This window comes from Streptomyces sp. NPDC030021 (genome assembly GCF_055574035.1).
The window spans coordinates 283,885-294,971 of sequence record NZ_JBVIAH010000010.1 but is presented as its reverse complement, the minus strand read 5'-3'; the positions used below and the strand labels follow the sequence as shown (position 1 = coordinate 294,971).

Annotated in this window: 13 protein-coding genes; 5 read left to right on the top strand and 8 right to left on the bottom strand. The window is 72.4% G+C overall.

Going from position 1 to position 11,087, the window contains the following annotated elements; translation table 11 throughout:
- The first annotated feature begins 251 nt into the window (after positions 1 to 251).
- The gene (locus ACZ4YL_RS21945; protein ID WP_468118577.1) at positions 252 to 986 is read left to right on the top strand and encodes a GbsR/MarR family transcriptional regulator; all 735 of its coding nucleotides are present in this window, start codon (positions 252 to 254) and stop codon (positions 984 to 986) included.
- A 302-nt stretch (positions 987 to 1,288) separates the two neighbouring features.
- Here ACZ4YL_RS21945 and ACZ4YL_RS21940 read toward each other — a convergent pair whose 3' ends face one another.
- Entirely contained in the window at positions 1,289 to 1,663 is a 375-nt protein-coding gene (locus ACZ4YL_RS21940) for a MerR family transcriptional regulator (protein ID WP_468118575.1), read from the bottom strand.
- Between the two features lie 53 nt (positions 1,664 to 1,716).
- Here ACZ4YL_RS21940 and ACZ4YL_RS21935 point away from each other — a divergent pair, with 53 nt between their 5' ends.
- The gene (locus ACZ4YL_RS21935; RefSeq protein ID WP_468118573.1) at positions 1,717 to 2,850 is read left to right on the top strand and encodes an alkene reductase; all 1,134 of its coding nucleotides are present in this window, start codon (positions 1,717 to 1,719) and stop codon (positions 2,848 to 2,850) included.
- Here the strand turns inward: ACZ4YL_RS21935 and ACZ4YL_RS21930 are convergent.
- From ACZ4YL_RS21930 to ACZ4YL_RS21915, 4 genes are all read right to left on the bottom strand, one after another.
- Entirely contained in the window at positions 2,829 to 3,245 is a 417-nt protein-coding gene (locus ACZ4YL_RS21930; RefSeq protein WP_468118571.1) for a VOC family protein, read from the bottom strand. The two genes, ACZ4YL_RS21935 and ACZ4YL_RS21930, sit on opposite strands and share 22 nt — an antisense overlap.
- Positions 3,246 to 3,358: 113 nt before the next feature.
- Positions 3,359 to 3,601 carry a hypothetical protein gene (locus tag ACZ4YL_RS21925; RefSeq protein ID WP_468118570.1) on the bottom strand — a complete coding sequence of 81 codons (243 nt, stop codon included), beginning with the start codon at positions 3,599 to 3,601 and terminating at the stop codon, positions 3,359 to 3,361.
- A gap of 131 nt (positions 3,602 to 3,732) precedes the next feature.
- Positions 3,733 to 3,981, bottom strand: a complete 249-nt coding sequence (locus ACZ4YL_RS21920) for a DUF397 domain-containing protein (protein WP_468118568.1) — start codon at positions 3,979 to 3,981, stop codon at positions 3,733 to 3,735.
- Positions 3,978 to 4,814, bottom strand: coding sequence for a helix-turn-helix domain-containing protein (locus ACZ4YL_RS21915; RefSeq protein ID WP_468118566.1), 837 nt, complete (start codon positions 4,812 to 4,814; stop codon positions 3,978 to 3,980). Before ACZ4YL_RS21915 ends, ACZ4YL_RS21920 begins: the two co-directional genes overlap by 4 nt.
- Positions 4,815 to 4,941: 127 nt before the next feature.
- On the opposite strand from ACZ4YL_RS21915, the gene ACZ4YL_RS21910 reads away from it, so the two are divergent.
- Positions 4,942 to 5,382 carry an ATP-binding protein gene (locus tag ACZ4YL_RS21910; protein ID WP_468118565.1) on the top strand — a complete coding sequence of 147 codons (441 nt, stop codon included), beginning with the start codon at positions 4,942 to 4,944 and terminating at the stop codon, positions 5,380 to 5,382.
- A gap of 77 nt (positions 5,383 to 5,459) precedes the next feature.
- Positions 5,460 to 6,671, top strand: coding sequence for a DUF4241 domain-containing protein (locus ACZ4YL_RS21905; protein WP_468118596.1), 1,212 nt, complete (start codon positions 5,460 to 5,462; stop codon positions 6,669 to 6,671).
- A gap of 20 nt (positions 6,672 to 6,691) precedes the next feature.
- On the opposite strand, the gene ACZ4YL_RS21900 is transcribed toward ACZ4YL_RS21905, so the two are convergent.
- The 3 genes from ACZ4YL_RS21900 to ACZ4YL_RS21890 form a co-directional block, all read right to left on the bottom strand.
- The gene (locus tag ACZ4YL_RS21900) at positions 6,692 to 7,294 is read right to left on the bottom strand and encodes a hypothetical protein (RefSeq protein WP_468118563.1); all 603 of its coding nucleotides are present in this window, start codon (positions 7,292 to 7,294) and stop codon (positions 6,692 to 6,694) included.
- A 67-nt stretch (positions 7,295 to 7,361) separates the two neighbouring features.
- A complete protein-coding gene (locus ACZ4YL_RS21895; RefSeq protein ID WP_468118561.1) occupies positions 7,362 to 8,222 on the bottom strand; it encodes a TIGR03619 family F420-dependent LLM class oxidoreductase in 861 nt (286 codons plus the stop codon).
- 89 nt (positions 8,223 to 8,311) lie between these two features.
- Positions 8,312 to 9,664, bottom strand: coding sequence for an ADP-ribosylglycohydrolase family protein (locus tag ACZ4YL_RS21890; RefSeq protein WP_468118559.1), 1,353 nt, complete (start codon positions 9,662 to 9,664; stop codon positions 8,312 to 8,314).
- 288 nt (positions 9,665 to 9,952) lie between these two features.
- Between ACZ4YL_RS21890 and ACZ4YL_RS21885 the strand changes: the two genes are divergently transcribed.
- Complete coding sequence (locus tag ACZ4YL_RS21885) at positions 9,953 to 11,017, top strand: tyrosine-protein phosphatase (RefSeq protein ID WP_468118558.1); 1,065 nt, start codon at positions 9,953 to 9,955, stop codon at positions 11,015 to 11,017.
- Positions 11,018 to 11,087 lie beyond the last annotated feature (70 nt).

Below are 11,087 nucleotides of genomic sequence, written 5' to 3'. Positions count from 1 at the left end.
CTGCATGCTGCTTCTCCTTCATCAGCGGCTGCGCTCCGTGCGCCCCGCGGTTTCTGATGAACGAAAAGCTACGTTGCGTTCGATGATCTGGCAACATACTCGTTGCGCTGAAAACGCATCTATGCAGGTCAGAGTCGAGATTTCATTGCAATGGTTTCGCGCTTAACGCAACGCGCCGCATTGGGTTCGTTGCAATGGAATGGAAGTGAACGCTATAGTGGGGGACACCACGGACCACGAAGGAGACCGCGATGCCGGGAGGCAGGCTCAACCAGCAGGAACGCCAGCAGATCGCGCTGGGACTGGCCGACGACCTCGCCTACGCGGAGATCGCCAGGCGCCTCGACCGCCCGACCTCGACGATCTCGCGCGAGGTGATGCGCAACGGCGGCCCCAACGCCTACCGGGCCGACCTGGCCCACCGCGCCACCGAACGCCGCGCCCACCGGCGCAGCCAGGCCGCACCCCGGGGACCGGAGTCGATCCCGCAGGCCCACGGGCGCGATCCAGAGGCGGTGCGCGAGTTCGAGGACGTGTTCACCGACGTCCTCATCCAGGCGGGCACGCCCAAGATGATGGCCCGGGTGATGTCCTGCCTCTATATCACGGACACGGGCAGCCTCACCGCGTCCGAACTCGTCCAGCGCCTCCAGGTCAGCCCGGCGTCCATCTCCAAGGCGATCACGTTCCTGGAGGGCCAGGGCCTCGTCCGCAGGGAACGCGACGAACGCCGCCGCGAGCGCTACTTCGTCGACGACGACGTCTGGTACCAGGCGACGATCGCCAGCGCCCGCGCCAACGCCCAGATCATAGAAACCGCACGCCAGGGCGTCAGCATCCTCGGACCCGACACCCCGGCCGCCAACCGCCTGGAGAACATCGCCCGCTTCATGGACTTCGTCTCCGAAGGCATCACCCGCGCCGCGGAACAGGCGCGCGAGGTCCTCCACACGAAGCCGGGCACGCCCCCGGGCGACACCCCTTAGCGGTCAGGTCCGGAAGTCCTTCGGGGCTTGATCGGGCTGCCGGGGCGACGGAGGATCCTTCGTCACATCACTGTTGCTGTCGGTCATGACCACAGCTTCGCCACCCGTCTCCGGGCCAGCCAGGGCCAGATCAACCTGGGTCTCCCAGAGCCCCCTTCTGTGGGCGGCCGAGACGGCCCCCGCCACACCGCCCTGGACGTCCGACGATGCGACACGCACCGCCTGTCCCCACGTCAACCCCCGAAGGACTTCCGGAGCCGACCACTTGGGGGGCGTCCTGCCGAACGGGCCGATCAGGCCGATCAGGCCGATCGGGCCGTGCGGCCCGCCGCCGCCTCGATCACCTCGTCCAGCACCTCGCGGGAGCGGATCAGATCGCCGATCATCCGGTCGATCCGCTCCCGCTCCGTGGCCAGTTCGGCCACCAGCGCCGGGGTGGCGCGCACCGACGGGCCGCCGTCCTCGTCCCGCATGCAGGGCAGGATCTGCGCGATCTTCGAGCTGTGCAGGCCGGCCGCGTACAGCTCCTGGATCCGGATGACCCGGTCGACGGCCCGCTCGGGGAAGTCCCGGTGACCGCCGGGCGTCCGGTCCGAAGCGAGCAGGCCCTGCTGCTCGTAGTAGCGCAGCGAACGCTCACCGACGCCGGTGCGTGCTGCCAGTTCGCCGATCCGCATGCCCCACCCCAGCTCTTGAACCTGACACCAGTGTCAGGTTTTACGGTACCGGCATGACGCAGACACAGCACGGTCCCGCCGCCTCCCGCCTCTTCGAATCCGCCCGCCTCGGCCGCCTGGAACTGCCCAGCCGCCTGGTGATGGCCCCGCTGACCCGTAACCGCGCCGGAGCCGACGGCGTCCCCGGCGAACTCATGGCCACGTACTACGCGCAGCGCGCCTCGGCCGGCCTGATCATCGCCGAGGCCAGCACCCCGAACGCCGCCGGGCAGACCTACCCGCACATCCCCGGCATCCACACCCCGGCGCAGATCGCCGGCTGGCGCCGGGTCACCGAGGCCGTGCGGGCCGCCGGTGGCGGGGAGATGCTCCTCCAGCTCCAGCACGGCGGCCGGGTCGGCCACCCCGAGACCAGCGGGCAGGTGCCGCTGGCCCCGTCCGCGGTGCCGTTCCCCGAGCAGCTGCACACCCCCGGCGGCCTCCGGGACGGCGTCGTACCGCGCGCGATGACCGCCGAGGACATCCGGTCCACGGTGGCCGACTTCGCGAACGCGGCCCGGGGCGCCGTCGAGGCGGGCTTCGCCGGGGTGGAGGTGCACTCCGCCAACGGCCACCTGCTGCACCAGTTCCTCGCCTCCAACACCAACCTCCGTACCGACGAGTGGGGCGGCTCCGTCGAGAACCGCATCCGGTTCACCGTCGAGGTCGTGCGGGCCGTCGCCGAGGCCATCGGGCCGGAGCGGGTCGGCGTGCGCATCTCGCCCGGAGTGAACGTCAACGGGATCGAGGAGGGCGACACCGAGGAGATCTACCCGGCCCTGGTCAAAGCCCTGGCCGACCTGGCGCCGGTCTACCTGCACCAGGTCCACGCCGACCCCGACCGGCCCGCCTTCGCGCAGATCCGCCGGGACTGGCCCGGCACCCTGATCGCCAACCCGGCGCTCTCCCGCGAGGAGGTCGCGGCCGACGGCGGCAAGCGGCGGGGCGAACGCCTCCTGTCCGAGGGCGCCGATCTCGTGGCACTGGGCCGGGGCTTCCTCGCCAACCCCGACTTCGTCGAGCGGCTGCGCACGGGCGCGCCGCTCAACGAGATCCGCCCGGAGTTCCTGATGCACGTACAGGGCGCGGAGGGCTACACCGACTACCCGGCCCTCGGGCGGACGGCCTACGAGGACACGGCAGCCTGACCCCAGGTGCGGGAGCAGAGCACCAGCCGGTAGCCGTCGGGGTCGGCGACGGTGACTCCCCACTCGTCCCAGTACGGGTTGTGGGCGGCGACGCGGGTCCCGCCGTGCTCGACCAGGCGCTGGACGAGGGCCTCGTCGGGGGCCTCACCGAGATAGACCACGAACAGGTCGTCGACGGTGGGCGCGGGCAGGATCGGGTTCGAGGCGTCACGGGTGAGCTCGAAGTGCCAGCCGCCCCCGGCCGGTCCGACCATCAGCAGGTCGTGTTCCCCGGCCACGCTCTCGGCGCTCCGCCACTGCACTTGCAGCCCGAGCCCGTCGACGTAGAACCGCTCGGCGGCCACCAGGTCGAGGGAGGGCCGGGCGACGCGGACATGAGTATGTGAATCGATCATGCCTGCCAGCGTACGAAACCCCGCCGGGGCAGGGGTGGTTCGGCCGTCCGGTGCACGGCCGCTCCGCCGGCCGGGGCCCTGTGCGGCGGGCCCCGGCCGACGAGTGCCGGGCGTCAGGCGCCCAGGTGGTGGGCCTCGGCCCACTCCTTCTCGCCCGCCTTCTCGCAGTTGGAGGCGTAGAGGGGGCCGATCTTCGCCGGGATGCCGGCGAAGGAGGAGCAGCTGGACGCGAAGGCCTTGTGGCCGGCGGAGAAGTAATCGATGTCGACACCGTCGTTGGCCAGGGCCGCGCCGGCGCCGCCCAGCAGGATGCCGGCAGCCAGGACAGACGCCGTCAGGGCAGAGCGAATACGCATGACACTCTCCTAAGAAGTTCGGTCGACGCGCCGGACAGACGGCACGCGACCGGCTCAACATCACGGAGAGTTCACGGGAAACGGTGCTTCACCCCAATGGCGGTCACCCTCTGTCATTCGGGCGTGCCGCGTCAGGAGCCCGCCGTGACCCCGGCCAGGAAGGCCCCCCAGCTCCCGGCCGCGACGGCCAGCTCGGGGCCGGCCGTCACCTTGGAGTCCCGGACATGGACGACGTCCGCGCAGGCGGCGACCTCGACGCAGTCGTCGCCCTGACTGCCGCTGTACGTGGACTTGCGCCAGGAAAGGGCGACCTCTACGCAGCTGTCGCCCTCGCTTCCGCTGTAGCTGCTCTTGAACCACCGCAACGGGGAGCTGTTCACAGGGATCCTCGCATTCGCATCAACAGGCCCGCGCTGTCCGCGGGATTGAGGGCCTGGATGCGAAGTTTGGCATACCGCTGGTGGAGCACGCTGATGGCTTTCGGGTCCGAAATCACCTGGCCTGTCTTCTGTCCCTCGCTGTACGCCAGCCACTCGTGTTCATCGGTTTCCAGGAGTTGGAAGGGCCCGTCGGTGCCCGCGTGTTGTGGGCTGACCGTCGGCATGATCTGGATGTCGACGTTGGGGAGCTCTCCGCATTCCAGCAGCCGGTCGATCAGCTCCCGCGTGACCTCCGGGCCGCCCGTCCGCCGCTCGATGAGCGACTGCTCGATGATGAAGCTGAAGAGGGTGTACGGGGTCCGGTACAGCAGCCTCTGACGCGCCATGCGCATCACCACCCTGGCGTCGGCCTCCTCGGGGGTCGGCAGGGGCGGGACGTTGTCGATGAGGGCACGGGCGTAGGACTCCGGCTGGAGAAGCCCTGGGACCGACCGGCACTCGTACGTGTTGAGGGTGACGGCCACCGCCTCCAGCTCCGCCCACCGCCGGAACCAGGTCGCCAGCCCCCGCCGCCGTGACAACTGCCGCGCCGCGATGATGATCACGCCGAAGGCGTTCAGGACCGAGTCGGTCTTGTTCACGAACTTCTGCGAGGGATGGCGGCGGCCCTGTTCCACCGAGCCGACGTACTGGACGGAGTACCCGATCAGCCGGGCCAGTTGCTCCTGGGTCAGGCCGGCCCGCTTGCGGGAGGCCTTGACCGTCTCGCCGAAGCTGCGCAGGTTGTCGTCCGGTTCGACCTCGCCGTCACCGCTGCCGTCGGCACTCACCATGGCGGTCACCTCCGCGAGAAATGTTCACGCACCGTGACTCGCACTGTCCAGGGAGTGAACTCGTACAGTTGGTTTGTACGAGTCCGGTTGGTGTCGAACGACCCTGGCCAGGCGGGATGTTGGCGCCATGACCGCACCTTCCGGCCCCGCCCGGACCCTCGTACGCGTGTTCACTCAGCGTTTCAGCTGCACCCGGCGCGGGGCCCGCCTCGCCCGCCAGCTGGCCCTCGTGGAACTCCACGACTGGGGCATCCCGGAGTCCACCGCGCTCTCCGCCGACGCCGGGCTCCTGGTGGCCGAGCTCGCCGCCAACGCCGTCGTCCACGGGCGGGTGCCCGGGCGGGACTTCGAGCTCCGGATGACCCTGCTGGAGGGGGTCCTGCGCATCGAGGTCTCCGACGCCCGCCGCGACCGCCGGCCCGCCGTGCGGCCGCACGCCTACCAGGCCGAATCCGGCTACGGGCTCCGCATCGTCGACGCCGTCGCCACCGACTGGGGGGTCATGGACCGGCTGATCGGCAAGACGGTCTGGGCCGAGCTGACGCACCGCGCGGGGGTGCGGACGTAGCCGCCCGCGGCGCTGTCGGTGGTGGCCGCTACCTTTCGAGCAGGTGCAGGAACGGGTGGGAGCGGGCGGTGGCGGGGATGATCGTCGAGTTGGGGTACGCGGAGGGCTGGGACCTGACAACCCGTACGCCGTGGCGGCCGCTGACCGCCGAGGCGGCGCGGGAGCGGGACGCGGCCGGCCTGCCGTACGCGGTGCTGCAGTGGGTCCCGGGGCGTGACGTGCCGGCCGTGGTCCGGCAAGTGTCCTGGCGGGCCGGTCTGGTCGAGGTGTGGGCGTACGACGAGCAGGGCCGCCGGACGTTCGAAGCGGACCTGAGCCTGCTGGCCGACGAGGACCGGCTGTTGAACCGGCGTCTGATCAGCTGGCGCCATCCCGGCCCGGGAACGGCCGAATCCGACCCGGACTGTCCCCGTACCGTGGTCGAGATCGACTCCGACGGCGCCGGCCGGATCCGGCACCAGCCCGAGGGCATGCGCGGATCCTCGCTGGAGGCCGCAGTCACGATCACGCAGGAGCAGCGGTGGTCGGCCAGGCCCGGGTTCGGTGCGTGGCCGCCGCTGGCGCCCGAGGAGCACCTGCCCGACTGGGTACGGGAGCACCTGGCGACCGCCGGGACCCCGGAGGGGGCCGCGGTGTGGCGGCGGGAGCCCTCCCGGATGTTCTCCGGCGAGGACTTCGGCGCGCTGTTCCGGCCCGGCACGGTCATGAAGAGCCCCTACGCGGACGTGATGACCTCCGTGCAGCCGAGCCCGGCCGGCACCCTGTGTGTGCCGAGCGGGCTGCTGGCCGTCAGTTGCCCGTTGGAGGGCGACGGGCCGCACTTCGCCCTCGTCGTCCCGCCCGGGGAGCACCCGCTCGACGAGGCGCGAGCCGAGACGGCGGGAGGTACGGAGACCACGGCGGTCCGGGTGCGCCTCGGCGAGGCCCCCGCCGTGTCCTGGGAGATGGCCCTCAGGCCGGGCGACGACACCCGGCTGCTGCGCGCGGGCGAGGCGTACGGCTTCGATACGGACGGCGCGATGGGCGCCTTCGCCGACGCCGGGGCGTGGGGGTCGCTGCAGCAGCGCTTCAGGGTGGCGATCGAGGACCGTGGCGACGAGGGCTGGACGGGGCATACCGGTTCCGCCTTCTTCCGCCGTACCCGTGAGCTCGCCTCCGGCGCCGAGTTGGCCGCCTTCGCGGTGTCCTCGGACGGGGGGCATCCCGTCTGGGTGGGCAGGTCCGCCGACGGGGACGTGGTCGGTGTGGTGGTGCTGGTGGACGGGATGCCCGGGCTCGCGGCGCCCTGAGCTGCCGGGCCGAGGCCCGCTCAGGGGCGCCAGCGGGGAGCCTCGTCGTCCGGGGTGTCGGGGCTGGCGAAGTGGAACGTCACGCCGAGGTGGGCGGCCAGGGCGGTGCCCGCGCGGGTGGCGGCCGCCGCCGAGGGGTGGAGGCCGCCGGTGTCGGCGCCGTCCAGGGCGCGTTCCGCCGCGCCCCAGTAGATCGTGGCGAGGCATTTCTGCCCACTCTGCCCGCTCTGCCCACTCTGCCCGTTCTGCCCGGTCGGTTCGTCCAAGATGGCCAGCAGGTTCACGAACCAGTCGTGGACGGTGTCCCCGTCCCAGACCGCCTCGATCGCCACCACCCGGCCAGGGATGCCCTCGGCGAGGGCGGCGAGCGAGTCCAGGTCGAGCGGATCGTCGGGGGTGCGGGCCACCCGGTCGCCGAAGTGCACGTAGCGCAGGTGGACGATCTCCTGGGCCTCCCGCAGGCCGACGCCCCGGACGCGGCCGGCCTCCCACACCAGCTTGACCGCCTGCATGAGGCGGTCCTGGAGGACGTATCCGTCGGCCTGGGTGCGGATGCCCGACGGGAGAGCCGTCCACTGGTCCTCGATGTCCCGGTCCACGCCGTCCGCCCCTCGGTTCGTCATGGCGTCATGATCGGCAGGGCGGTGGCGCGCCGTCGAGGGGTTTTCGGGACCGGCCGGCCCCGGCCGGTCAGAGGTACTGGGCGAACTCGTCGAGGGTGCGCAGGACTTCCGGCTTCGCGGCCGAGGGGAGCTGCAGGACGACCTCCTCGATGCCGAGGTCGGCGTAGTGGCTCATCTTGCCGGGGGTGGGCCGGACGGCGTACGGGACCACGCGCAGGGCCTTCGGGTCGCGCCCGGCCGTCTCCCAGATCTGGCGCAGCACCGGGAGGGATTCGCCGAGGCCGCCGCCGCCGATGGGGAGCCAGCCGTCGGCGTGGTCGGCGATGGCGGCGAAGAGCTTGGGTCCGGCCGCGCCGCCGATCAGGGTGCGCGGGCCGTACAGGGGCACGCCGGGGCCGAGTTCGCGCGGGGACTGGACGGGCTTCGGGTAGGCGGTGCTGGCCCGGACGGAGCAGTACTGGCCGACGTACGCGGTGGGCTCGGGGGACCACAGGGCGCGCATCAGCGCCATCCGGTCGCGGACCAGGTCGCGGCGGGTGCGCCACTCGACGCCGTGGTCGGCGGCCTCCTCGACGTTCCAGCCGTAGCCGATGCCGAGGGTGAAACGGCCGTGGGAGAGGTGGTCCAGGGTGGCGACCTGCTTGGCGAGGTCGATCGGGTCGTGCTGGGCGACCAGGGTGATGCCGGTGCCGAGGTGGAGCCGTTCCGTGACGGCGGCGGCCTGGCCGAGGGCGACGAAGGGGTCGAGGGTGCGCCCGTACATCTCGGGGAGTTCGCCGCCCATGGGGGCGGCGGTCTCGCGGCTGACCGGGATGTGGGTGTGCTCCGGGAGGTAGAGGCCGGAGAAGCCGCGCTCTTCGAGGCTGTGGGCCAGCCGGACGGGGGAGATGGTGCGGTCGGTGAGGAAGATGGTCGTGGCGATCCGCATGTGTTCTGGCACCTCCGAGACGTGGGACCCGCCACGGTACGGGCTGGGTCCCCGAATGTTGAGGGGGCGTCAGGTCGCGCGGTCCCGGTTCAGCCGCGCGGGTAGCGGGCCAGCCAGCCCGGGGAGGAGGCGGCGGGGCTGTGCAGGCTCGGGCCCTGGGTCATCTCCAGGGCGAAGTCGTCGGCGAGTTCCAGCAGCGCGGCACGGCCTTCGAGCTCGGCGAGCCAGGCGGCCGGGAGGGCCGTCTCGCCGTGCAGGGCGCCGAGCAGGGCCCCGCACAGGGCGCCGGCGGCGATGGAGTCGCCGCCGTGGTTGACGGCGAGGCGCAGGCCCTGCGGGACGTCCTCGGCGACCAGGGCGCAGTAGACGGCGGCGGCGAGGGCGTCGGTGGCGTCGGTCCCCTCTCCCGCCTCGTCGGGGGCGAGGGCCGCGACGGCCTCGGGGCCGGGCGAGCCCTGGGTGACGGCGGCCAGGGCGCGCTGGAGGGCGTCCGTGACGGGCTGGTGCCCGGGGCGCGCGCCGAGCAGGCCGAGGGCGCGCTGGACGGCGGAGTCGAGGGAGTCGCCGCGGATCAGGCCGTGGACGATGACGGCGACGGCTCCGGCCGACAGGTGGGCGGTGGGGTGGCCGTGGCTCTGCGCGGCGCATTCGACGGACAGCTGGAGGACGAGGGCGGGCTCCCAGCCGACCAGCAGCCCGAAGGGCGCCGAGCGGCAGGCGGCGGCCGCGTCACGGGCGGCGGGGTTCTTCGGCTGGTCGAGGGTGCCGAGGACGTCGTCGGCGAAGCCGCTCAGGCAGGCACGGTGCGGGGCGCGGCGGGCGTAGAGCCATTCCTCCTGCGCGAGCCATCCGTTGTCCTTGCGGCGCTCGTCGGGGCCCCAGTCGTGCTGGGTGGCGGCCCAACGCAGGTACGCGTGGTGGAGGTCGGTGGGCGGGTGCCAGGCGCCGGTGTCGCGGCGTACGTGGGCCCGTATCAGGCCGTCCACGGTGAAGAGGGTGAGCTGGGTGGCGGCGGTGACCCGGCCGCGGCGCCCGAGGGCGGGGGCCGGACCGGTCAGGCCGTCCGGGCCGTGGGCCTCGCGGAGGGCGGCGAGGGAGAGGCCGGCGGCGGGTGCGCCGAGGGCGTCGCCGAGGGCGGAGCCGAGGAGGGTGCCGCGGACGCGGCTGCGGAAGTCCTGCTGCTCGACGCGGCCCCAGAGCCCGGTGGCGATGCCCCGCCCGAGCGTGCGGTTCGCCCCGGCGGGAGCCGGTCCCGCGCCGCCGCGGGCGGGGGCGGGGGCGTGCAGGGAGATGGCGGGGGTGCCGGCCGCCCGGTGTTCGGCCGGGGCGGGGGTGGCCGGCGTACCGGCTCCGGCGGTGGTGGTTGCGGGGCCGGGGACGGCCGGGAGCGGGCCGGGGCCCGTCGCGGAGCCCGTGTCGTTCGTACCGTTCACTGCGTCCATCCCCGCATCCATCCCCGGCACCGCGCCCCCCGCTGACCAGTCCACTCGATGCCCGGCACCCCTACCCGTACCCGCCGCGCACGCGAACCCGCACTGTAGTGGACAGGATCGATCGAATCCGGAAGCGGTCGGCCGAGGGGCGCGTAAGTGAGCATAGATCGGCCAGAATCCGAACACTTCCGGCCGCGACCCGGCAGATGGCACGTTTTGCCAGTTGCCTTCGAGCCGGTCGTTTTCGGTCACGCCTCGTTCATCGGACGTTCTCCGCAGCCGCCCAGCCTCGGAGCCATGAAGAAGGCTCTCCTCGCCGCGACCGTCGTCGCCTCCGCACTCGCCGCCTCCCTGGTCGCGGCCCCGCTCGCCGCCGCCACCGGCTGGGACCGGCACGACCGGTCCGCCGTCCCGTTCACCGAAGCCACCGTCACCGCCGGAGCCGACGGCTCCTTCACCCTCCGGTGGAAGGCCCGCGGCACCGACCGGGTCGAGATCAAGGCGAACGGCAAGGTCGTCGCGAAGGGCGGGTCCCAGGGCCGCGCCGTGGTCACGGGCCTGCCCGCCGCCGACCGCCAGTGGTTCGACTTCAAGCCCGGCCGCGGCCAGGGCCTGCGCCTCGCCGACCGCCTGATCACGCTGGACGGCACCGCCAACTTCCGCGACGCCGGCGGCTACCGCACCAGCACCGGCCAGTGGGTCAAGATGGGCGAGATCTACCGCTCCGACGCGCTCAACAAGCTGACCGAGAACGACCTGGCCAAGCTCCAGCGCCTGCGCGTCAGGACGGTCTTCGACCTCCGCATGGAGGACGAGCGCACCAAGGACGCCGACAAGGTGCCCACGGGCGCCACCTACGTCGTCGCCGACGTCTTCGCAGGCTCCGGCTCCTTCCAGACGATGCCCCGCACCCCCGACGAGGCCGTCAAGGCCATGGTCGACGCGGAGCGGGCGATGGTCTCCGGCGCCGGCGGCAAGAAGGCGTACACCCAGGTCTTCGAAAGCATCGAGCGCGACCGCAGCCGCTCCGTCCTCTTCCACTGCACGGCAGGCAAGGACCGCACCGGCTGGGCCAACGCCACCCTGCTGACCGCCCTCGGCGTGCCCCGCGAGACCGTCGAGGCCGACTACCTGGCCAGCAACGACTACCGCAAGGCCGCCAACGACGCGATCCTCTCCCACCTGCCCGCCCAGCAGGCCGCCGTCTACAAGCCGCTGCTCGACGTGCGCCCCGAGTACCTGAACGCGGGCTACGACGAGGTCGAGGTGAAGTACGGCTCCTTCGACCGCTACCTCAAGGACGGGCTCGGCATCGACGCCCGCGAGCTGAAGGAGCTGAAGAAGGACCTCCTGGTCGGCTGATCCGGCTCTGCGCCGAAGGGGGAAGGGGATCCCGGCCGGGTGGCCGGGATCCCCTTCCGCGGTGTTTCTC